The organism is Ponticaulis sp., assembly GCF_029210165.1.
In the GTDB taxonomy this organism is placed as follows: Bacteria; Pseudomonadota; Alphaproteobacteria; order Caulobacterales; family Hyphomonadaceae; genus Ponticaulis.
Genome location: NZ_JARGNT010000001.1, coordinates 520,239 through 540,628, shown reverse-complemented (window position 1 = coordinate 540,628; position 20,390 = coordinate 520,239). Strand labels below are relative to the sequence as shown.

20 protein-coding genes are annotated in these 20,390 nt (G+C 55.4%); 14 read left to right on the top strand and 6 right to left on the bottom strand.

What is annotated here, in order from left to right; translation table 11 throughout:
- Positions 1-5: 5 nt before the first annotated feature.
- A complete protein-coding gene (gene ftsH, locus P1U45_RS02680; protein WP_301057377.1) occupies positions 6-1,904 on the top strand; it encodes an ATP-dependent zinc metalloprotease FtsH in 1,899 nt (632 codons plus the stop codon).
- A 50-nt stretch (positions 1,905-1,954) separates the two neighbouring features.
- Positions 1,955-2,239, top strand: coding sequence for a hypothetical protein (locus P1U45_RS02675; RefSeq protein ID WP_301057376.1), 285 nt, complete (start codon positions 1,955-1,957; stop codon positions 2,237-2,239).
- Between the two features lie 83 nt (positions 2,240-2,322).
- Here P1U45_RS02675 and P1U45_RS02670 read toward each other — a convergent pair whose 3' ends face one another.
- Complete coding sequence (locus P1U45_RS02670) at positions 2,323-3,873, bottom strand: PQQ-dependent sugar dehydrogenase (RefSeq protein WP_301057375.1); 1,551 nt, start codon at positions 3,871-3,873, stop codon at positions 2,323-2,325.
- Positions 3,874-4,043: 170 nt separating this feature from the next.
- Between P1U45_RS02670 and thiD the strand changes: the two genes are divergently transcribed.
- On the top strand, positions 4,044-4,868 hold the full coding sequence (gene thiD, locus P1U45_RS02665; protein ID WP_301057374.1) for a bifunctional hydroxymethylpyrimidine kinase/phosphomethylpyrimidine kinase: 825 nt from the start codon (positions 4,044-4,046) through the stop codon (positions 4,866-4,868).
- Between the two features lie 3 nt (positions 4,869-4,871).
- Positions 4,872-5,189 carry a hypothetical protein gene (locus tag P1U45_RS02660; RefSeq protein WP_301057373.1) on the top strand — a complete coding sequence of 106 codons (318 nt, stop codon included), beginning with the start codon at positions 4,872-4,874 and terminating at the stop codon, positions 5,187-5,189.
- Between the two features lie 2 nt (positions 5,190-5,191).
- Here P1U45_RS02660 and P1U45_RS02655 read toward each other — a convergent pair whose 3' ends face one another.
- Positions 5,192-5,641 carry a DMT family transporter gene (locus P1U45_RS02655; protein ID WP_293607690.1) on the bottom strand — a complete coding sequence of 150 codons (450 nt, stop codon included), beginning with the start codon at positions 5,639-5,641 and terminating at the stop codon, positions 5,192-5,194.
- 128 nt (positions 5,642-5,769) lie between these two features.
- Between P1U45_RS02655 and P1U45_RS02650 the strand changes: the two genes are divergently transcribed.
- The 7 genes from P1U45_RS02650 (at position 5,770) to P1U45_RS02620 (ending at position 14,502) form a co-directional block, all read left to right on the top strand.
- Positions 5,770-6,582, top strand: coding sequence for a PhzF family phenazine biosynthesis protein (locus tag P1U45_RS02650; protein WP_301057372.1), 813 nt, complete (start codon positions 5,770-5,772; stop codon positions 6,580-6,582).
- Positions 6,583-6,616: 34 nt separating this feature from the next.
- Positions 6,617-6,976 (top strand): hypothetical protein, encoded by a 360-nt coding sequence (locus P1U45_RS02645; RefSeq protein ID WP_301057371.1) that lies wholly within the window; start codon positions 6,617-6,619, stop codon positions 6,974-6,976.
- A gap of 114 nt (positions 6,977-7,090) precedes the next feature.
- Entirely contained in the window at positions 7,091-8,497 is a 1,407-nt protein-coding gene (lpdA, locus tag P1U45_RS02640; protein ID WP_301057370.1) for a dihydrolipoyl dehydrogenase, read from the top strand.
- 211 nt (positions 8,498-8,708) lie between these two features.
- Entirely contained in the window at positions 8,709-9,281 is a 573-nt protein-coding gene (locus P1U45_RS02635; protein WP_301057369.1) for an ANTAR domain-containing protein, read from the top strand.
- Between the two features lie 384 nt (positions 9,282-9,665).
- The gene (locus P1U45_RS02630) at positions 9,666-12,290 is read left to right on the top strand and encodes a TonB-dependent receptor (protein WP_366144976.1); all 2,625 of its coding nucleotides are present in this window, start codon (positions 9,666-9,668) and stop codon (positions 12,288-12,290) included.
- 169 nt (positions 12,291-12,459) lie between these two features.
- Positions 12,460-13,299 carry a sulfite exporter TauE/SafE family protein gene (locus tag P1U45_RS02625; RefSeq protein ID WP_301057367.1) on the top strand — a complete coding sequence of 280 codons (840 nt, stop codon included), beginning with the start codon at positions 12,460-12,462 and terminating at the stop codon, positions 13,297-13,299.
- 39 nt (positions 13,300-13,338) lie between these two features.
- Positions 13,339-14,502: a histidinol-phosphate transaminase gene (locus P1U45_RS02620; protein ID WP_301057366.1), complete on the top strand. Its 1,164-nt coding sequence runs from the start codon at positions 13,339-13,341 to the stop codon at positions 14,500-14,502.
- Between the two features lie 64 nt (positions 14,503-14,566).
- Here the strand turns inward: P1U45_RS02620 and P1U45_RS02615 are convergent, their stop codons facing one another.
- From P1U45_RS02615 to P1U45_RS02605, 3 genes are all read right to left on the bottom strand, one after another.
- Positions 14,567-14,884 carry a transcriptional regulator gene (locus P1U45_RS02615; RefSeq protein WP_301057365.1) on the bottom strand — a complete coding sequence of 106 codons (318 nt, stop codon included), beginning with the start codon at positions 14,882-14,884 and terminating at the stop codon, positions 14,567-14,569.
- Between the two features lie 6 nt (positions 14,885-14,890).
- On the bottom strand, positions 14,891-15,514 hold the full coding sequence (locus tag P1U45_RS02610; RefSeq protein WP_301057364.1) for a hypothetical protein: 624 nt from the start codon (positions 15,512-15,514) through the stop codon (positions 14,891-14,893).
- A gap of 89 nt (positions 15,515-15,603) precedes the next feature.
- Positions 15,604-16,527 (bottom strand): tyrosine recombinase XerC, encoded by a 924-nt coding sequence (locus P1U45_RS02605; RefSeq protein ID WP_301057363.1) that lies wholly within the window; start codon positions 16,525-16,527, stop codon positions 15,604-15,606.
- A 71-nt stretch (positions 16,528-16,598) separates the two neighbouring features.
- On the opposite strand from P1U45_RS02605, the gene P1U45_RS02600 reads away from it, so the two are divergent.
- The gene (locus tag P1U45_RS02600) at positions 16,599-18,770 is read left to right on the top strand and encodes a primosomal protein N' (RefSeq protein ID WP_301057362.1); all 2,172 of its coding nucleotides are present in this window, start codon (positions 16,599-16,601) and stop codon (positions 18,768-18,770) included.
- Between the two features lie 146 nt (positions 18,771-18,916).
- On the opposite strand, the gene P1U45_RS02595 is transcribed toward P1U45_RS02600, so the two are convergent.
- The gene (locus tag P1U45_RS02595; protein WP_301057361.1) at positions 18,917-19,387 is read right to left on the bottom strand and encodes a hypothetical protein; all 471 of its coding nucleotides are present in this window, start codon (positions 19,385-19,387) and stop codon (positions 18,917-18,919) included.
- A 130-nt stretch (positions 19,388-19,517) separates the two neighbouring features.
- Between P1U45_RS02595 and P1U45_RS02590 the strand changes: the two genes are divergently transcribed.
- A complete protein-coding gene (locus P1U45_RS02590; protein WP_301057360.1) occupies positions 19,518-19,937 on the top strand; it encodes a MarR family transcriptional regulator in 420 nt (139 codons plus the stop codon).
- 91 nt (positions 19,938-20,028) lie between these two features.
- The gene (locus tag P1U45_RS02585; protein ID WP_301057359.1) at positions 20,029-20,370 is read left to right on the top strand and encodes a DUF559 domain-containing protein; all 342 of its coding nucleotides are present in this window, start codon (positions 20,029-20,031) and stop codon (positions 20,368-20,370) included.
- The last annotated feature ends 20 nt before the right edge of the window (positions 20,371-20,390 follow it).

The following is a 20,390-nucleotide window of genomic DNA, read 5'->3' as shown; positions in this document are numbered from 1 at the left end:
AACACATGAACATGCGCAATATCGCCCTCTGGGCTGTCATTGCTGCCCTTCTGATCGCACTCTTTTCGTATCTGCAGCCGACAGATACAGCAGAGCGCGGCACCCAGATCAGCTATTCTGAACTCCTTGAGCGCGCCCGCAATGGCGAAGTGCGCAGCGTGGATGTGGATGGCTACACCGTTCATGGCGTCACAATCACCGATCAACGTTTCACGACTCGCGCCTACTCGCAGGATCACCTCGTCGAGCAGATGGACGCTGCGGGCGTGAACATTTCCTACGAAGAGCCAGGCGGCGGCTTCAATATCTGGGATCTGGTCGGTTCTATTCTTCCGTTGATCATCATCGTTGGCCTCTGGTTCTTCCTCATGCGTCAGATGCAGGGCGGCGGCGGTCGCGGTGCTATGAGCTTTGGCAAATCCAAGGCACGTCTTCTGACCGAGCGTCATGGCCGTGTGACATTTGACGATGTGGCAGGCATTGATGAAGCGAAAGAAGAGCTTCAGGAGATTGTTGAATTCCTGAAAGACCCTTCCAAGTTCCAGCGCCTTGGCGGTAAAATTCCTAAAGGTGCGCTGCTTGTTGGCCCCCCGGGTACAGGTAAAACTCTGACAGCGCGCGCTGTTGCGGGTGAAGCGAACGTTCCGTTCTTCACGATTTCCGGTTCGGACTTCGTTGAAATGTTTGTGGGCGTTGGCGCAAGCCGTGTCCGCGACATGTTCGAGCAGGCGAAGAAAAACGCACCATGCATCATCTTCATCGACGAGATTGACGCTGTCGGTCGTTCGCGCGGCGCCGGTATTGGCGGCGGCAATGACGAGCGTGAGCAAACGCTGAACCAGCTGCTCGTTGAGATGGACGGTTTTGAAGCCAATGAAGGCATTATCATCATCGCGGCGACCAACCGCCCTGACGTTCTTGACCCTGCGCTTCTGCGCCCGGGCCGTTTCGACCGTCAGATCACTGTTGGTAATCCGGACATTATCGGCCGTGAGAAAATCCTCAAAGTCCACATGCGCAACGTTCCGACGGCGAAAGACGTCAATGCGAAGGTTATCGCGCGCGGTACGCCGGGCTTCTCGGGTGCAGATATCGCAAACCTTGTTAATGAGGCAGCGCTGCTGGCGGCACGCCGCGGCAAGCGTATGGTATCCATGAAGGAGTTCGAGGACGCGAAAGACAAGGTCATGATGGGCCCTGAGCGCCGCTCAATGGTCATGTCTGACAAGGAAAAGCGTCTCACAGCTTATCACGAAGCAGGTCACGCGATTGTTGGTCTTAAAATGCCGGCAACGGACCCTGTCCACAAAGCGACGATCATTCCACGTGGCCGTGCGCTGGGCATGGTTATGCAGCTTCCGACAGACGACAAGCTGTCTCAGACCCGTCAGGAAATGACATCACGTCTGGCTGTTCTCATGGGTGGCCGTGTGGCTGAAGAGATCGCGTTCGGCGAAGAGAACGTCACGTCTGGTGCCTCTTCTGATATCAAAATGGCGACCCGTATTGCCCGTGCAATGGTGACCCAGTTTGGCCTCTCTGACGAAGTTGGCCCGGTCGATTATGGCGAGAGCGATGACCCTTATCGCCCGACTCAGATTTCGCAGGATACCTCCAAGAAGATTGAAGAGCAGGTTCGTCATCTCGTTCAGACGGGTATGGATGAAGCCCGCCGTATCATGACCGACTACAAAGATGATTGGGTCGCGATTGCTGAAGGTCTTCTCGAATACGAGACGCTCACCGGCGATGAGATCAATGATCTGCTCAACGGTAAGAAGCCTGAACGTCCTGAGGACGAAGATGACATGCCAGGCCCGTCTTCTGCGGTACCAATCACCGGTTCGCGCAAGAAGAAAGACGGTGATGGCGGTGTCGGCGACGGCTCACCTGAACCGGCATAAATTTTACAAAAGCCCGGCTCGATGCCGGGCTTTTTTATGGAGCGAGCGGCATGTGGCGCGACGAGTTCATCCCTGACAAACTGTATAAGAAAAACGGCACGACCCATGCGATGATGTGGGTGATTGCGCCGGTATTCTGGGCGCTGGTTGGTGTTCTTGTGTGTGTCGGCGTGGAGTTTTTCATGGGCACAGAGGCGCTCAGCTTCGGCGCGTGGAGCGCGATGTATTCATACGCGGTGATCGTGGCGCTGTTTGCTGTGCTCGGGTCTGTCTTCTTTATTGGCCGGCGGATCGCTTTGGCGGCTTATAACTGGATCACGTTCTATCTGGAATGAGCTCCAGATCCGGGGGGGCCTTCACAGCTCATAAAAAAGCCCGGCATTGAGCCGGGCTTTTCAGTTTTCATGGTGCGCTGCGCTTATGGATTGCGCTCGATCACGAAGACCTCGCCGTCATAGTCGACGACATAGAGGTTGCCGCTTTCGTCCAGACCGAAGCTCGACACGTTGTCGACGGTGCCAACATCCGGCGTGAAAATGCCATTGTCATTCCGGAAGTCAGCGAGACCTAGCGTCTGGCCATCATTGATCTCATCAAGGCCGATGGACCAGATATTGCCAGACGTGAAATCGCCGAAGACATAGCGACCGATCAGGTCATCAACTGGTCCGCGATAGACAAAACCGCCGGTTACCGAGGTACCAGGTGCTGACGGATCAGCGTGGGTGTATTCAGCAATTGGTGGCGTGAGTGTCGCGGTCGTCGTGCCTCGGAAATCAGCTGTACCTTCCTTGATCGGCCAGCCGAAATTGATCGGGTCACTGGAAGATGATGTCGCGCTAAGGTCGACGCGGCTGATCTCTTCTACGGCGTCCTGACCGACATCACCGAGATAGAGGAAGCCAGTCGTGTCATCTACACTGCTACGGTAAGGGTTGCGCAGGCCAACAGCCCAGATTTCAGGCGCGCCGCCACCAGAAGCGAACGGGTTATCAGACGGGATCGCATAGTCGCGCAGATCGTCAGCCGGGAAGTCATCGCCTGTTACATCAATACGGAGCACCTTGCCGAGAAGCTCGTTCACATCCTGAGCGCGATCACCCGGATCACCAGCAGAGCCGCCATCGCCGAGCGGAATGAGCAGGTAGCCGTTTGAATCGAAGCTGATAGAGCCACCATTATGATTGGCGAAAGGCTGCGGGACGGTCAGGATAACATCCATCGTGGCCGGGTCGGCCTGCGTGTCTGAGCCTGTCACCATTTGATAGCTGCGGATTTCAGTATCGCCCGATGTATTCGTTACGTTGAGGTAGAAGGTGCGGTCGTTTTCAAAGTCCGGTGAAAAAGCGAGGCCCAGAAGACCGCCTTCGCCCGCGGTGCTGATGTTCGCGCTTGTGTCGAGGAAGTTCACGGTTTCTACAGCGCCGGTAGATGGCGTGACGACACGGATTTCGCCTGACTTCTGGAGGACGGCCACCTGATCCGTGCCCGGAATACCCGCCAGGAAGAGAGGTTGGTTCAGACCGCTGACAACACGGCGTGTTTCGGCCGTTTCTGCAACATCGGTCACATTGATCAGGATTGGCGTCGTGTCCTGACCGCCGCGACCATCAATGGCGCGGATTGAAATCAGATACGTGTTATTGCCGGTGGCATCGTCGGGAAACTCGAAGTTTGGCGGTGAGCGGAAGCTCAACTCGCCGGTCGCGCCGTTGAACTCGAACTGCGTCGAATCATCATCGAACAGCAGAATGTATGAAACGGGATCGCCATCCGGATCGTTCGCGGTGGCTGTGTAAATCGTGCCCATAGAATTCTCTGGCACGTCGACTGAGGTTGCAGATGTAATCACCGGAGGAGAGTTAGGCGGGATGCCGCCGCCAGAATTGCTTCCGCCGCCACCTCCGCTACATGCTGCCAACCCGACGGTTGCTGCAAGCGTGGTGAAATTCAACAAGGCGTTCCGCATATGATGTCTCCCAGACAAGGTGAATTTTTTGAAAGCTTAGCTTTCAATGTCTGAAACGTGTAGGGGTTCCAGCCGACACAAAGTCGTGACCGGCCATGATTGCATAACCAGACTTTGCGTCTCATCCTGATTATGTCATCTCACTATGATAGACTATGGGTGCGAACCACGTGACAGAAGCTAAACCGGCAAAAACTCCCGCGCGTATTTTATCGATCGCAGGATCTGATTCCGGCGGTGGGGCAGGTATTCAGGCGGACATTAAAGCCATCGCTATGAATGGCGGTTTCGCGATGACGGCAGTCACCGCAATAACGGTTCAGAACACCCAGGGCGTGTACGGCGTCATTCCTGTTCCGCAGGATGCCATTGCCGGTCAGATCAAAGTGACGCTGTCTGACATCGGCGCTGATGTGATCAAAACAGGCATGCTGGGTGATAGAAAAACAATCGAGACCGTGTCGGGTATTCTGAATGATTTTGCGGCCGAAACACCTCGCGTGATTGATCCTGTTATGGTGGCAACGTCTGGCGACAGATTGCTGGCATCTGATGCTGTTGACGTGCTGAAAAACCTGCTGGTTCCGGGCGCATTCCTCCTGACGCCCAATGCACCGGAAGCTGAAATCCTGTCAGGTAAAGCCGTTGAAAGCGTGGACGGTCAACGCCGCGCAGCGGAACGTATGCTGGAATCGGGTGCCAAGGCTGTGCTCGTCAAAGGCGGGCATGTCGGCGGGGATGTCATCGTCGATGTGCTGCAGACAGAATATGACGAGTTCTTTTTCGAAAGTCCGCGCATTGAAACGACCAGCACGCATGGAACGGGATGCACGCTCGCCTCCGCGATCGCCACCCATATTGGTCTCGGCAAAGCGCTTCCGGATGCGGTCTCTGCGGGGCGTGATTATCTCTTGAAAGCCATTGAAAGCGCGAAGCCGCTCGGGCAGGGGCATGGACCGGTCAATCATGGCTGGCCGCTGGACGAAGAGCGCTAAGCCATGCGTCGCTATAAGCTGATGGCGGACTATGAAGCCTGGCCGATCTGGGAAACGTCAGGCGGGCAGTACTGCAATGTCGATCCAGCGGTTCTGGGGCTGTCAGAAACGCTGGTGAAGCGGATTGAAGACTGGGCCGACGCGTATTCCGCCACTTATAATCAGACCGATCCATCCCAATCAGGATTTGAAACACCGGAGGCGCAGAGCCGGTTCGAACATGAAGGGCTAGCCATCTGGTGGGCGCTTCAGGCGGTACTGCCCGAGGCCGAAATCAGTTATTTCTCTGAGAGCTTTCAGCGGCTCTATGGCCCGAAATAGTCTTAGAAGCGGCGCACCAGATACACACCGGCAATGAGAAATCCGACGCCCAGCAGGCGTAGCGGTGTAGCGGGACGCACCGTCTGGCCAAAAGCGCCGAACTGATCGTAAAGTACCGCCGCCAGAAGCTGGCCCGCTATGACGGCGCTCACCCATGCGGCGACACCGATACGCGGCACGGCAAGCGCCGAGCTTGTAACCATTACCGCGCCAAGCGCGCCGCCAATCCAGGCCCACCATGGCAGTGACGACACGGCGTTAGAAAACGCGAACCGGTTTCCCATTAGCGTGTTTACAATGACCAGACAGGTGAGCCCGACGCAGAAGGAAACCGTAGCGGCCTGAACCGGCCCGCCAATGGCCGCGCTCAACCGACCATTTATCGCGCCTTGAGCGGCGATCATCATACCCGAGGCGAGCCCGAGGCCGATGAGAAGATTTGCCCAATGCATATAGACACCTTTGTTTGCTGCGGCTGACCTTAGAATTTCTGATCGAGATCGCAGAATTGAATTCTGGTAAAATCAGAAAGCCGGTCTAATCATTGTGAGAGAAGGTACATCCTGAAAGGATCAAATCCATGGCTGAATATCCTATTTTTCAGATTGATGCGTTTGCGGCCCGCGCGCTGATGGGAAACCCTGCCTGCGTCATGCCGATGGATGCCTACCCTGATGATGAAGTGCTTCAGGCGATTGCAGCTGAAAACAACGTACCTGAAACGGCTTTCATCGTGCCGGTTGAGGGTAATCGCTGGAAGCTGCGCTGGTTTACGCCAACTGTAGAAGTGCCGCTGTGCGGCCATGCAACGCTCGCGTCAGCGCATGCTTTGTTTGATCATATGGACTTTGACGGGTCGAAGATCATTTTCGAAACGCGTAAATCCGGAGAGCTGATCGTTCAGAAAACGGAAGTCGGCTATCTGATGGATTTTCCTGCACCGCCAATCAGTAAAACTGAAATTACCGAAGATATTGTAGAGGCGCTGGGCGCGCTCCCTGTCGCAGCCTGGTCTGGATCATTCTTTGCGGCCGAGTTTGCCAGCGTCGAAGAGGTTCTGGCGCTGAAGCCGGACCTCTCCAAACTGGCTGCGCTGAGCGGCGAAGGCAGATGGGAGCGGGGCAATTTCGGCTGTTTCGCAGATGGCGGCGAAGACGTTGATGTGACCTCCCGCTTCTTTGCCCCGGGTTCCGGAATTGATGAAGACCCTGCCACAGGCAGCTGGCACTGCATGCTGACAGCCGTGATGGCCGAGCGAGCAGACAAATCGACCTTCCGATGCTTTCAGGCATATCCGGGACGAGGCGCCCGCATTGATACCCGCCTTGATGGAGACCGGGTGCTTCTTGCAGGGCAGGCGGTGACAATCATCGAGGGCATCTTCAAACTCTGATCCGTGCTAGGGTGCAGGTCAGGGAGGCTCTGAAATGATGAGAAGTATCTTCACTCTGCTGATCGCAGCATGCGGCGCATATCTGTTGTATCAGGCTGGCGTATACATCAATTTCATCATGGCGCGCCGCCCTGACGGGTTGGAAAGCCTGACATCTGACATTCCGTTTCTCCTGCGTTTTGTGGGCACTCTGCTACTCCTGTTGGGGGCATTGATCGGGCTGGCAGGAAAGCGCTGGGTCTCACGTATCATGGTGACACTTGGAACGCTGTGTTTCTTACTGCTCACGGGCGCGATTATCGCCGTCGGCGGAGACGTGTCTCTATGGCTGGATGAAGCGATCTGGTCTGGCGTTCTGCTTGTCCTGACGGCGGGCATTTATAAGTTTCGATAAAACCGGAATAAACCTGCCCGTTCAGCTCTTCTAATACCTCTTGGTCATTGACCTGTAGTCCTAGGGGAGTAGGAGAGGGGTAAGTAGAAATCCAAGCCAGCGAGTCTGAATAATATGTCTGAAACTTATGACGTCGTTATTATCGGGGGCGGCCCCGGCGGTTACAACTGCGCAATCCGTTGCGGTCAGCTTGGACTGAAAACTGCAATTATCGAAATGCGCGACACGCTGGGCGGTACCTGCCTGAATGTTGGCTGTATTCCTTCCAAAGCGCTTCTGCACGCGTCTGAGTTTTACGCGGCTGCGAAGAACGACTTTGAAGGCATGGGTATTGAAGTGTCCGGCCTCGCTGTGAACCTTGAAAAAATGATGGCTCAGAAGGATGAGGCTGTGAAAGGCCTTACCGAGGGCGTCGCTTTCCTCATGAAGAAGAACAAGGTCAAGCATTACGCTGGCAAGGGTAAGATTGTCGGCAAAGGTGAAGTCGAGATCGAGCTGAACGCTGGCGGCACTGAGAAAGTCGGCGCGAAGAACATTGTCATCGCGACGGGCTCTGAGCCTGCAAGTCTGCCAGGCATCGAGATTGACGAAGAGCGCATCGTCACGAACACCGGCGCGCTTTCCCTGAAAGAAATTCCGAAAAAGCTGACCCTGATCGGAGCTGGCGTTATCGGTCTTGAGATGGGGTCTGTCTGGTCACGTCTCGGTTCTGAAGTGACTGTGATCGAATTCCTCGACCACATCATGCCGGGTGCTGACGCGGAAATCTCCAAACAATCTAAGCGCATCTTTGAAAAGCAGGGTCTCAAATTCCGCATGGGCACGAAAGTGACCGGTATTGAGAAGCTGAAGACAAAGCTGAAAGTCTCAGTCGAGCCTGCAAAAGGCGGCGATGAGGAGCACCTTGATGCGGACGTCGTGATTATGGCGATCGGCCGTAAGCCGTACACTGAAGGTCTTGGCCTCGAAACAATCGGTGTTGGTGTGAACCAGCGCGGCGTGATCGATACGACCGATCACTTCAAGACAAATGTTGAAGGCGTCTGGGCGATTGGTGACTGTGTGGCTGGCCCGATGCTGGCGCACAAAGCCGAAGATGATGGCGCTGCCGTTGCTGAGTTGATCGCAGGTAAAGCAGGTCACGTTGATTATGATCTCGTGCCGAGCGTCGTTTACACAAGCCCTGAGATTGCATGGGTCGGCAAGAATGAGCAGCAGCTCAAAGATGCTGGGATCAAGTACAAAACAGGTAAGTTCCCATTCATGGCGAACTCCCGCGCGCGCTGTAACCACGAAACCGAGGGTTTTGTGAAAATCCTCGCAGACGCGACAACTGACGAAATTCTCGGTGTTCACATGCTGGGCGTCGGCGTTGGTGAACTGATCGGCGAGATCTGTGTCGCGATGGAATTCAAAGCGTCTTCTGAAGACGTTGCGCGCACCTGTCATGCTCACCCGACTCTGTCTGAGGGGATCCGTCAGGCGGCGATGGGCGTCGAAGGTTGGACGATGCAGATGTAATCTGCAGCAATATTATGCCTGAGAATGCCTTCCCTGTGATCAGGGGAGGCATTTTTTTTGTGCGATACATCGCCCGATCACGAAGAAATCAAATTATCGAGTGCTAATCCGGGGCGCAGCGCCAATAGTCATTTTGCCGGTATTTCAGGCCACTGACGGTTTGAAGATTTGGGTGAGTAAAGGCATGGCAATGGTGTCGGGCGATAGCGTTATGTCAGAATCAGTTGTGATCGTGTCCTTTGGGGCGGGGCATTTTGATGTCTTCTCCAAAGCGTTTGCGGACAGCGCGTTTTCGATCATATACCGCGATGCCTTTTTGAAAGGCCATTTCTCAGGCTTCTCTGAGGACACGCTTCTCATCATTGATTGTGATGTGATCGATGATGAAATGCTCTCGCAGATTTCCGCTCTGCAAGCGCGGTCTCCGTGTCCTGTTCTCATCTTCTCAGCATCGGGTGAGGCGGCAGATGCCCAGAAAGCCCTGCGTGCTGGCGCAAGCTCCTGTGTGATTGACGGGATGCAGCCTCACCGCATTGGCACCCTCGCTGCGATTGCACGTGAACGCTTCCTACAGTCTCGCAAGCTGCAGGTCGAGCTGGCTGAAACCAAAGGTACGCTTGAGGCGCGCAAAGTCATTGATCGCGCCAAGGGCGTCATGATGGAACAGCGCGGCTTAAAAGAATCAGAGGCGTATGATCTCCTCAGAAAAACCGCGATGAAGCAAAGCAAGACAATGCGAGAAGTTGCAGAAAGCTATCTTGCACTATCTGGGTTGCTCGACTGACAGGGCCGTCTCTGCTGCGCCTGCTCATTAAATGACCGTTAAATTATCGCACTGCATCAAAAGAATGCAGCAATACATCCCTCCCCAAAGCAAAAATGCATGACAGTTTACAGCGTCTTGTTTCGCTGGTGGGCTAGGCTTGTGAAATGAAATCTCGGGCGGCGTCCAATGGGGGGTGCTATCTTCGACCCGGGATTTCCTTACATCGCAGCCCAAGGGCCGGGCAGCACTTTTTCAGCAAATGTTTAGTTCGCCAGAACTCTGGTCGGAAACGTAACTCGTGTGTGGAGTCGCGTGTCCTCCAGGCTGGCTATCTGACTGGGGAAATAAGTTATGGGTCAACGCAAAAATAAATTCCTGATGACGTCCGTCATCGCCATGGCGATGGGAGCAGCACTATTCGCGCCTGCATCCTTCGCGCAGGAAGATGAGGAAGCGGTTCAGGAAAACGTCATTGTAACGGGTGTTCGTGGTCAGCCGCGTACGGTTACAGATTCGCCGGTTCCGGTTGATGTTCTCAGCTCCGAGGAACTCGAAAACGTTCCATTCACGGACGCCAACGACATTATCCGTACTCTGGTTCCATCCTACTCTCTGTCCCGGCAGCCGATCTCGGATGGTGGTACGTTCATTCGTCCGGCGCAGCTTCGCGGCATGCCGACAGACAAAACCCTCGTTCTTGTAAACGGTCACCGTCGCCACCGCGCGGCGCTGGTTCAGATCGGTGGTTCTGGTACACAAGGTCCGGACATCGCGACAATTCCAGCGATCGCTCTGGCAAACGTACAGGTTCTTCGTGACGGCGCTGCCGCGCTCTATGGTTCTGACGCGATTGCGGGCGTTATCAACTTCATCCTGAAAGATGACGCAGAAGGCGCTACGATCACCGCCGAAACCGGACAATACTATGAAGGCGACGGCTTCCAGTTCGTAGCCGCTGCAAACCTCGGTGTTCCACTCGGTGAAAACGGCTTTGCCAACTTCTCTATCGAGCGCTCTACATCCGACGCGACTTCGCGTGGTGCAGAATACTGTCAATCATGGGCTTGTGTTGACCCGAACGATCCAAGCTTTGGCGGGTTTGATACAACAATCGCAGGGTATGATCCGGCAACGTTCCTTGCAGGTCTTCCAGACGCGAATATCGGTTTTGGTGACGTCGTGCAGCCATGGGGCCAGCCAAGCTCTGAAGCGCTTCGTGGTTTTGTGAATGCAGGCTATGACCTCAGCCCGACAACATCGCTCTACGGTTTCGCAAACTATTCAAAGAGTGAGGCTGACGGTTCGTTCTTCTATCGTTATCCGGGCAATGGCACGATTGAGAATCTCCGTCTTCAAGACGGTTCCCTCTGGAGCCCGCTCTTCTTCTTCCCGGGCGGCTTCACGCCGCGCTTCTTCGGTGAAGTAATCGACTATTCTGGCGTTGGTGGCATTCAGGGTGAGTTTTCTGAAGGCTTCACATACGACCTGAGCGCACGCTTCGGTCACAACGAGGTCCAGTATACGCTCGCAAACACTGTGAACCCGTCACTTGGCAACATGTCTCCGACACGTTTCAATCCGGGCGATCTGATCAACGAAGAATTCCAGCTTCAGGCTGACTTCGCGTACGACATTGAACTTGCATCCATGGCAAGCCCGCTCACATTTGCGTTCGGTGCGAGCTATATGGACGAATCTTACGAGCTTGTAGGTGGTGATCCCGCATCTTACGCCACCGGTCCGTACGCCACACCAGACCCTTGGGATCTGTGTTCTCCTGCATACACGCCAACTGCGGCGGGTGCAGGTGTCGTTGGCCTTGATTGTGCCAACTACACGACGGCTGACAGCGACAATGATGGTATTGAGGATGACGGCATCCCTGGTCTCGACCCTGTTTATCAGGTTGTAGGCGTCGGCTCTAACGGCTTCCCGGGTTATTCTCCGGCGTTCTCTGGCGAGTACACGCGTGATTCCTATGCGATCTACGTTGACCTTTCCGGTGACGTCACAGACCGTCTCTTCCTGCAAGGTGCACTTCGTTTTGAAGACTATTCCGACTTCGACTCAGAGCTTGTCTGGAAAGTTGCCGGTCAGTTCGATCTGACGGAAAATATGGGCCTTCGTGGTTCTGTTGGTACAGGCTTCCGCGCCCCGACACCGGGTCAGCAAGGTACAACCAACGTGTCTACACGTCTGCCTAACGGCTTCCCGGTTGCAACAGGTCTCTTCCCTGCAGGTGGTCCGATCGCTCAGGCGCTTGGTGCTTCACCGCTCGGTCCTGAAAAATCTACCAACTATTCATTTGGTTGGACAGGTGGTTTTGGCGACGTCTCTCTGACAGTCGACTATTACCGCATTGAACTGGAAGACCGCGTGAACGCGATCTCTACTCAGGACGTTTCTAACGATCCGGGCGCGGGTCAGGCTTATCAGAACTATCTCGCACTCGCTGGTGCAGGTGTTGCTGGCGCTGACTCAATCGGTGGCGTGTTCTACTTCCAGAACGCATTCGACACTGTCACTCAGGGCCTCGACGTCGTGGGTACTTATAGCACGTCGTTCACCGAAGGCTCTTCTACTGCGTTCACAGCATCTGTGAACTACAACAAGACCGAATTCGATGGTGGTGCATCTGTGTTCAACGCAGAAGACACGTTCGACTTTGAAAACGGTCAGCCTGAATGGCGCGGCGTGTTCTCTGTCCTTCACGAAGCAGGTCCTTGGACCTTCCTCGGCCGTGCAAGCTATTATGGCGAGTATGACAACTCTGACAGCGGTGGCGGCCAGACTATGAGTAGTCTTGTTCAAAACTTCAGCCCTGAAGTCATGGTCGACGTAGAAGCCTCTTACCAGATCAGCGATGCGGTTCGTCTCTCGCTCGGTGCACGTAACGTGTTCGACGAGTACCCGGATGCTGCAGATCCTGCGATTGGCGACAGCTGCTGTGGTCGCGTGTACCGCTCAGATTCAGTCGTCGACTGGCAGGGTGGCTATTACTACCTGAAGCTTCGCGCAGACCTCTAATAAAACTGAGGGTTTGATGATGGTTTGTGCCGTCCTGCGGTGTCACTGCGGAAAAATGGGGCAACCATCATATTAAATGGATTGAGGCGGGAATTTCCCGCCTCAGCCTCGCCTTTAGCGATAGTTTGGCCAGAGGCGATTTACGCAACTCAGTCTGGGATGTGGTTTCTTGGGTGATTATAGTTGGCTCCAGCTGGTGCAGATGGTCTTCATTTTGATGGGGGCAGGTCTGGCAGCAGGGCTGGTAGCCGGATTATTTGGCATTGGCGGCGGTTTTGTTGTCGTTCCAACGCTTATTGTGGTGTTTGAGTTCTTTGATTTCAGCGACTCCATTCTGATGAAGATGGCTGTTGCAACATCACTCGCAACCATTGTGGTTACAGGTTTCAGGTCGGCGCAGGCGCACTATAAAAAAGGCGCGGTCGACATGCAGATTATCAGGGACTGGGCCCCCTGGCTGACTATAGGGGCCATTCTCGGAACAATTTTGACACGCGTGCTGGACGGTTCAGCGCTTAAACTGATCTTCTCGGTTGGCGTTTTCCTTATGGGCCTGCACTTCGTGTTCCCGGCAAAGGGCAATGTCCGGTTTCATTTCAGCGCTGAAATGCCGAAAGGCTTCGTGCTGGCTCCAATCGCAACATTCCTTGGCGGGTTCTCGGCACTACTCGGTATTGGCGGCGGTACGCCTGCTGTCATGGTGATGACGGCCTGTCAGCGACCTATCCATCAGGCTGTCGCGACTGCGGCGGGCTTTGGTGTTATCATCGCGGTGCCGGGCACTATCAGTAATATGATCGTCGGCTTTGGTGAGGCCGGGCTGCCGCCCGGGTCTATCGGGTATGTGAACCTGATTGCTGCCCTCTCCATTGTCAGCATGTCGATCTTCACCGCGCCCATTGGCGCCAGGCTCGCGCACAGTCTCGATGGCGTGAAGCTCAAACGATACTTCGGAATCTACCTGATCGCGACCTCAGCATACGTTTTCTACAAGGCCGTAGCGGGTTGATGAGAGATCAGAACGGAAAGGTAAAAGGGAGTTACGGACATGGCATTTGATCTATCAAGACGTTTTTTGCTGACAGGATCAGCAGGCGCAGCAGTTGCAGGCCTGACAGCTTGCGCCACTTCAACGAACGGTGCAGCGGTCGCTCAGGGCGCATTCACGCCAGAGAATGCTGCGGTGGAGAACCCGTATCTTCTCGGCGCGCCTCAGGGCGTGGCGCTGTTGTCGCGCAACGAAAACCCTTACGGCCCGGCGCAGTCTGCTAAAGACATGATCGCCTATGCAGCGTCTAAAGGTGCTTACTATACGGCGCAGGGCGCGACCGAAGAACTGAAAGCGATGATCGCGGCGCGCCATGGCGTGACACCTGATCACATCGCGCTCTCTACAGGTTCCGGTGAGATCCTGTCTGCGATCGCGCTCACATACGGTCCGAATGGCCCAATCGTGGCCCCGCGTCTCTTCTGGGATACGACAGCGCTTTACGCGGCTAATCTCGGCATGGCGGACATTCAACGTATTCCGCTGACAGCTGATATGGAGATCGACCTTCCATCCATGGAAGCAGCAGTGAATGACAGCACCGGCGCCGTTCAGCTGTGTAACCCGAACAACCCGACAGGTCTTGTGACGCCGGGCAATACAATCCGCGCAGCGGTTGCACGCATGGCGGCGAAGGCGCCTGTCATTGTTGACGAGGCTTACATCGAGCTGGCTGATGATGAAGAAGGCACGACCTGTGTTCCGCTCATCAAAGAAGGTCATGATGTGATTGTGACGCGTACCTTCTCCAAGCTTTATGGAATGGCGGGTATCCGTATGGGCTATCTGATCGCGGCGCCGGAAACTGCGGCGAAAATCCAGTCTGTCGTCATGAGCTGGACGCCGTCTACCTCCATCGCAGCGGCCATCGGCAGCTATAACGACATGGAATTTGTAAATTATTCAAAGGCAAAGATTGTCGAAGCCCGAGAAATGGTTACAACAACCTTAGATACGCTTGGTCTCGAGTATCTGCCGTCACAGACGAACTTCGTCTACTTTAAGTCGGGTAAAGAGGCTAACGCCGTTCAGCAGGCAATGGCTGACCGGATGATCTCGGTTCGTGGCCAGTACATGGACTATAATGAATGGACCCGTGTCTCGATGGGCTTTATCGAAGACGTGGACAAGTTCTGCAGAGCACTTCCTGAGGTGGTCGCGTAACAGCGATAGCTGATCAGGGACGAAACAGGCGGGTGCCGGGGGGCATGCCCGCCTGTTTTTGTATTTACTCGGCGGCGTCGAGCAGCAAGCGAAGTCTTGCGAGGTAATCGAGCCAGGCTTTCCGGCCGGCTTCGGTCAGACGGATGCGCGTTTGTGGGCGTCGGCCTTCGAAGCGCTTTTCTATCTCCACATATCCAGCATCTTCAAGCTTGCGCAGATGGGTTGAGAGATTGCCATCCGTGGCATTCACCTTGTCTCTCAGCTCGCCAAAAATTGCTGGCGATGCTGCTGAGAGATAGGCCATGATGCCGAGGCGAAGCCGCCCGTGAATGGCATCATCAATCTCGCCATGGTCGAAAGGGTTGTCGGGTGTGTCACTCATCGCGAGTTACACCACTGACTTCGGCTCGTTTATCAGCTGGCGCGCGCCGCCCGTCAGCCAGCAGAGTATGGTGCCCGCCGCGGCGACCAGATAGGCATCACTCAGTCCGAACATTCCAATCGTGAGGCAGGCAAAAGCCACGGACACAATTACCGGCAACCATTTAGCCCGGTCTTTGGAAAAGGCCGCCGTCGCAGCATAGCTGATACCGTAGACCAGAAATGCAGCCGGCATGATTGCATCGAACAAATCGACGCTCAGTTCAGGACGAACACTGACCGCGACAACGATCGAAATCGCGAAAGCAAACAGCCCGAAGGAGGCTACACGCCAGGTGGAGCGGTCGACGCGGTTCACCGGGGCAGACTGACCCGGCAGGTCAGAGGCGGTTTTTCCAAGGATAAAGCTGCCAATGCCGCCTGAAATGCCCATTGTCATCCAAACTGCGCCTGCCCAGCGTTCGTCTGCGCCTGCAAAGAAACCCTTTGCAAGAGCCCAGTGGGCCAGAAGGGCCGCCGTAACCAGCAAAAACCAGAGAGTCGCAAACCGGCCCGCAATCGGAGGGGCGTCTTCCCCGGCCTCGGCAATGGTGCGTACATATTCCAGATCAGCAGCAAGTTTCGAGTTCATGATTGTCTCCACAAATAACTTTGAATTTCAAAGTAATTGTTTTTCGATAAATGTCAACTTTGTTTTTCAAAGTGAACTGAGTGGAGACGTCAGGCCCGTGGATGAGCGAGCTTATGAGCGCGGGTGAGGCGGGCATCTTCAACGCCCAGATAGACTTGCGTCGTTGACGGGCTGGCATGCCCCATCAGGGCCTGAATGGACCGTAAATCGCCGCCATGGGCGAGTAGATGACTGGCGAAAGCATGGCGTAGCGCATGCGGTGTTGCGCTTTCGGGCAAGCCTAGCGCGCCGCGAAGTTGCTGCATGAGCGCCTGCGCCGCGCGTGGCCTCATCGGGCCGCCACGCACAGCAAAGAAGAACGGCGTGTCTGTGCCCATCTTATACGGACAAAGCTTTGCATAGGCATCCATCGCATTACGCGCGACATCCATAAGCGGGATAATTCGGACCTTGTTGCGTTTGCCCAGAATACGAAGCTCGACAGGGGCGGGTGTAAGATCACCCGTGAGAGACAGCGCTTCTGAAATACGCAGGCCGCCTGCATAAATCAGCGTCAAAAGCGCAGTATCGCGCGCGCCAAGCCATGGCTCTTCCTGCATGTCACCAGCCAGAGCGATCAGGTTTGCCGTGTCTTCCTCACTGGTCGGTCGCGGCAGACGCGATTTGAGCTTAGGGCCGGACATGGCCAGCAGTTTGGCGTTCTCGATCCCGTGGGCGACATCGAGCCAGCGATAGAATGCGCGAAGCGCTGAAAGTGCGCGAGCCAGAGTGGCCGCAGCATCCGCGCCGCCTTCACGCCGTTCTGCGAGCCATGAGCGGACACGTCTTGGATGCACGGCTTCAAGGTCGCTGCCCGTAACTGGCTTCGGGTTATTCCGGTTGAGGAAGCCAACAAATGATCCGATGTCATGGCGATAGCCCGTCACCGTATGCGCAGACATGCCGCGCTCCTTCTCAATATGCTCGAGAAAGTCGGAAAACAGGTCGGTCGCAGGGGTGTCAGATGCATTCATTTTGCAGATTGTCGTGGAAGGGCGTTAACAGCCTCTTTTCTTGAAGCCCGCTTAAGCCCAATCTCTCCTCCATGCGTTACGCCCGAGTCCTTTTTACTTTGCCTCTGCCAGAGCCGTTTGACTATGCCATCCCGGAAGAGATGCATGTCGAGCCCGGTTCTGTTGTGCGTGCCCCTTTGGGCGCACAGGAACGTATGGGCGTCGTCTGGGATGTCTGTGAGGAAGAAGACGGGCTGCGCGAGCTGAAAGAGCTTTATGCATCCTATCCCACGCCTGCCTTCTCTAAGCCGTTCAGAGACTTCATCGAATGGTCGGCGAAATATACCTGCTCCAATCCGGGCGGGGTGCTGCGTATGGTACTTCGTTCTCCGGCCTCGCTCTATCCGTCCAAAATGGAAACGGTGGTTCTTGAAAAGCCGTCTACCGGAGCGCCAAAGCGCCTGACCGCTGCCCGCGAGCGCGTGTTAGAGTTTGTCAAAGACAATCCGCCCATGACGCAGGCCGAGCTTGGCCGAGAGGTAGGCGTTTCGACCTCTGTCGTGAAAGGCCTGGTTGATCTTGGTGTTCTGGGTACGGATTATCGTCCGATAGATCCGTCTTATCCCGTCCCGAATGCCGAAGGGCAGGGGTTCGACCTGACAGACGAACAGGAAAGCGCTGCAGAACATCTGCGCCGCCGCGTTCGTGAGCACGGCTTCAATGTCTCCCTGATCGACGGCGTAACCGGTTCGGGCAAAACCGAGGTTTATTTCGAAGCAATCTCTGAAGCCCTTCGCGCCGACCCTGACGCGCAAATCCTGATCCTTTTGCCTGAGATCGCGCTCACTCAGGCGATCATGAAACGCTTTGAGGCCCGCTTCGGCGCGCGCTCCGTTGAGTGGCACTCAGGTATCACTGATGCAGACCGCCGCCGCGCCTGGCGCGAGGTCGCTCACGGGCGAGCACGCATCGTCGTTGGTGCCCGGTCTGCACTTTTTCTGCCATTTCCGAATTTGCGTCTCGCCATTGTGGATGAGGAACATGACGGATCCTACAAGCAGGAAGACGGCGTTATCTATCATGCCCGAAATTTATGTGTGGCGCGCGCACGCTTTGAAAAGTTTGCAGTTATCCTCGCCAGCGCCACGCCAGCGCTCGAAACTTTGCATAATGCGCGCACCGGACGGTTTGACTATCTGCGCTTAGCTGCTAGGCCGGGGGTGTCCCGCCTGCCTGAGGTCAGCCTCATTGACATGCGGTCCGAAGCCCCCGACCGAGGGGATTGGCTCTCGCCCGTGCTCGTACGCAATATGGCAGACGTTCTGAGCGCGGGTGAGCAGTCTCTTCTATTTCTGAACCGTCGCGGCTATGCCCCGCTTGTTATCTGCAAGGCGTGCGGTGAGAAATTGAAAACGCCGGGCACGGAAAGCTGGCTCACCGAACATCGCTATACAAACCGCCTTGTCTGCCACCTGACGGGCTTTTCGATGAGGCGACCTGCGGCCTGCCCGAAATGCGGTGCGCGGGATTCTCTCATGGGCGTAGGGCCGGGCATTGAGCGCGTCGCCGAAGAAGTTCGCTCCAAACTGCCACAAGCCCGTATCGAGCTTTTATCATCAGACACAATTCAGTCAGGCGACGATCTGCGCGCGCTCATCCACCGGATGGAGCAAGGCCAGATTGACGTGCTGATCGGTACACAGATGATCGCTAAAGGGCATAACTTTCCGGGCCTCACACTTGTGGGTGTTGTCGATGCGGATGCCAGCCTGAAGGGCGGAGACCTCCGCGCCGGTGAGCGCACCTTCCAGCTCCTCTCTCAGGTGGCAGGCCGGGCAGGGCGCGCGGAAAAGCCGGGCCGCGCCATGCTGCAAACTTATGATCCGGATGCATCGCTTATGCAGGCCCTGGCGGCAACCGACCGTGACAGCTTCCTCGCCTGCGAAGAAGAAATGCGCGAGATGATGGGCATGCCGCCTTATGGCAGGCTTGCAGCTGTCATTCTGTCTTTCCCGGGCGAGGATGACGCGGCCCGTCTTGCCAAAGAGTTCGGCATGGTCGCGCCAAATGCAGATGGCGTCGAAGTCTGGGGCCCTGCGCCTGCGCCTATCGGTGTTTTGCGCGGGCGCTGGCGCTGGCGTTTCCTGGTCCGTTCCGAGCTCAATGTTGATCTCTCGGCTTATATGAGCGTATGGAAAACCGCGCTCAGACTGCCTGCGCAGGCCCGTTTGCAGGTGGATATCGATCCATATTCGTTCCTTTAATTGCTCCCGCGAACCGGTCTTCGTTTGGGGCGCTCTCAGGGCTGTCCTGTTTTCTGTTCTCCGCTTCGCGCTCGGCTATTGCGATAGAACGGGCTCAAGGCTGCTTGGATGCCGATTCGCGACAATCTGACGAAGGCTTTCGGCGATTAGGGCGTCATGAACAGATAGGCGGTTTCGTTTCGTGTCTTCAGAAAGGTCTGAAGTTTGATGAGGTATTCAACAAGTCGTGGCTTAACTCCGTTATCCGCCGGTTCCTGAACAATTGGCACCTCTGTTTTCAACTTAAAAATTCGAGCAAACAGGCCACGCTTTTTAGGCGGATTTGATAAGGTCTGAGGTGGCAACATGTGCTGAAACTGTTCGAATTTGCTCCACGCTTCCGCGGCGCTTCCGATCTCATACACAGATAGGCTTTTGATCTTACGGACCAGCTTTTCTGGGATGATCAATGCACCACAACCTGCATCTTCGTCGACAAACGCGTCTTTAAATCCAGCCATCATCTCGTCAAAAGAACCGAGACCCAGAACCTGACCAAGTTCACAGAGTTCAATCAAGCTAAGATTTTTGGCAGAAAAAACGTCAACTGACGGCATTGGTTCATCGTCGCGTTCCATTTCATAAACATCGGCAAAATCGAGGTCACCGATATAGTAAATGTCTGAAATTCCTGCCACGTCTTCCCCCTGATGGCTGTGCGCTCTAATGATGCGCAAAACTTTTATGCATCTATCAGAGGTGGTGTAAATGTTCTTTCTGAAATACCTGCCGACGCAGTCGCTATTGATGAATTATCGCGAGCATTTTCCGGCAGGCTCGGAGCCTCAGATTTCAAGCCAGCTGGAAATGCTGCGCAAAGCCTCGCTCCTACTGCGCGATCTGGATGATTTCTTCCGTGAACATGATCTCTCGCTCACGCGCTTTCTGATCCTTGTTATTCTGGACGGCGCGCATGAGGGGCTCCAGCATTCGCAGATTGTCGACCGGATTGATGTCTCCTCGCCGGTGATCAGCCGGTCGCTTGGCGCGCTCGTTTCGGACGGGCTGGTCGAGGTGATTGCGGATGCGGACAATAAACGCCTCAAGCTCAACCGCCTGTCTGATGAAGGCCGCGCGCGCCTTCAGACGCTCATGCCGGGCTATTACGAGATTTTGCTTCGGGAGTAGTTTGATTTACCCTCACCCTTAATCCCTCTCCCGTGGGGAGAGGGAAGCGCCCTTCTCCCTGGGGAGAAGGGGTGGGGATGAGGGGAATTGTATGAGCCAGCAGACCGATCGGGCGCGACGTCTTCGTCAGGCATCCACGACTGGAGAACAGGCTGCATGGCAGGTGCTTCGCAAGCTTCGTGATGAAGGTTATCCTGTTCGCCGTCAGCACCCGATTGAGAACATGATCGTCGATTTCGCAATTGAACGCGCCATGCTGGTGATTGAAGTCGATGGCAGCATCCATAGTCGCGATGATGTGCAAATGCGAGATGAGGAACGGGACAGTAAGTTGCGCGCATTTGGCTGGGATATTCTGCGTATTCCCAACGATATCGCATTTCATCCCGATCATCTGATTACTCTGGTTCGTGAACGTCTGGGTATAGAGTGATCGTTTTATCCCCTCACCCC

What these genes read in the sequence shown, in the direction of transcription:
- P1U45_RS02660 (WP_301057373.1), top strand. Translation starts at nt 4,872, where the DNA reads ATGCGTCGCTATAAGCTGATGGCGGACTATGAAGCCTGGCCGATCTGG.
- lpdA (WP_301057370.1), top strand. Translation starts at nt 7,091, where the DNA reads ATGTCTGAAACTTATGACGTCGTTATTATCGGGGGCGGCCCCGGCGGT.
- P1U45_RS02615 (WP_301057365.1), bottom strand. Translation starts at nt 14,884, where the DNA reads ATGAGTGACACACCCGACAACCCTTTCGACCATGGCGAGATTGATGAT.
- ftsH (WP_301057377.1), top strand. Translation starts at nt 6, where the DNA reads ATGAACATGCGCAATATCGCCCTCTGGGCTGTCATTGCTGCCCTTCTG.
- P1U45_RS02650 (WP_301057372.1), top strand. Translation starts at nt 5,770, where the DNA reads ATGGCTGAATATCCTATTTTTCAGATTGATGCGTTTGCGGCCCGCGCG.
- P1U45_RS02590 (WP_301057360.1), top strand. Translation starts at nt 19,518, where the DNA reads ATGTTCTTTCTGAAATACCTGCCGACGCAGTCGCTATTGATGAATTAT.
- P1U45_RS02585 (WP_301057359.1), top strand. Translation starts at nt 20,029, where the DNA reads ATGAGCCAGCAGACCGATCGGGCGCGACGTCTTCGTCAGGCATCCACG.
- P1U45_RS02635 (WP_301057369.1), top strand. Translation starts at nt 8,709, where the DNA reads ATGTCAGAATCAGTTGTGATCGTGTCCTTTGGGGCGGGGCATTTTGAT.
- P1U45_RS02670 (WP_301057375.1), bottom strand. Translation starts at nt 3,873, where the DNA reads ATGCGGAACGCCTTGTTGAATTTCACCACGCTTGCAGCAACCGTCGGG.
- P1U45_RS02655 (WP_293607690.1), bottom strand. Translation starts at nt 5,641, where the DNA reads ATGCATTGGGCAAATCTTCTCATCGGCCTCGGGCTCGCCTCGGGTATG.
- P1U45_RS02600 (WP_301057362.1), top strand. Translation starts at nt 16,599, where the DNA reads ATGCGTTACGCCCGAGTCCTTTTTACTTTGCCTCTGCCAGAGCCGTTT.
- P1U45_RS02605 (WP_301057363.1), bottom strand. Translation starts at nt 16,527, where the DNA reads ATGAATGCATCTGACACCCCTGCGACCGACCTGTTTTCCGACTTTCTC.
- P1U45_RS02610 (WP_301057364.1), bottom strand. Translation starts at nt 15,514, where the DNA reads ATGAACTCGAAACTTGCTGCTGATCTGGAATATGTACGCACCATTGCC.
- P1U45_RS02675 (WP_301057376.1), top strand. Translation starts at nt 1,955, where the DNA reads ATGTGGCGCGACGAGTTCATCCCTGACAAACTGTATAAGAAAAACGGC.
- P1U45_RS02620 (WP_301057366.1), top strand. Translation starts at nt 13,339, where the DNA reads ATGGCATTTGATCTATCAAGACGTTTTTTGCTGACAGGATCAGCAGGC.
- P1U45_RS02630 (WP_366144976.1), top strand. Translation starts at nt 9,666, where the DNA reads ATGGGAGCAGCACTATTCGCGCCTGCATCCTTCGCGCAGGAAGATGAG.
- P1U45_RS02645 (WP_301057371.1), top strand. Translation starts at nt 6,617, where the DNA reads ATGATGAGAAGTATCTTCACTCTGCTGATCGCAGCATGCGGCGCATAT.
- P1U45_RS02595 (WP_301057361.1), bottom strand. Translation starts at nt 19,387, where the DNA reads ATGGAACGCGACGATGAACCAATGCCGTCAGTTGACGTTTTTTCTGCC.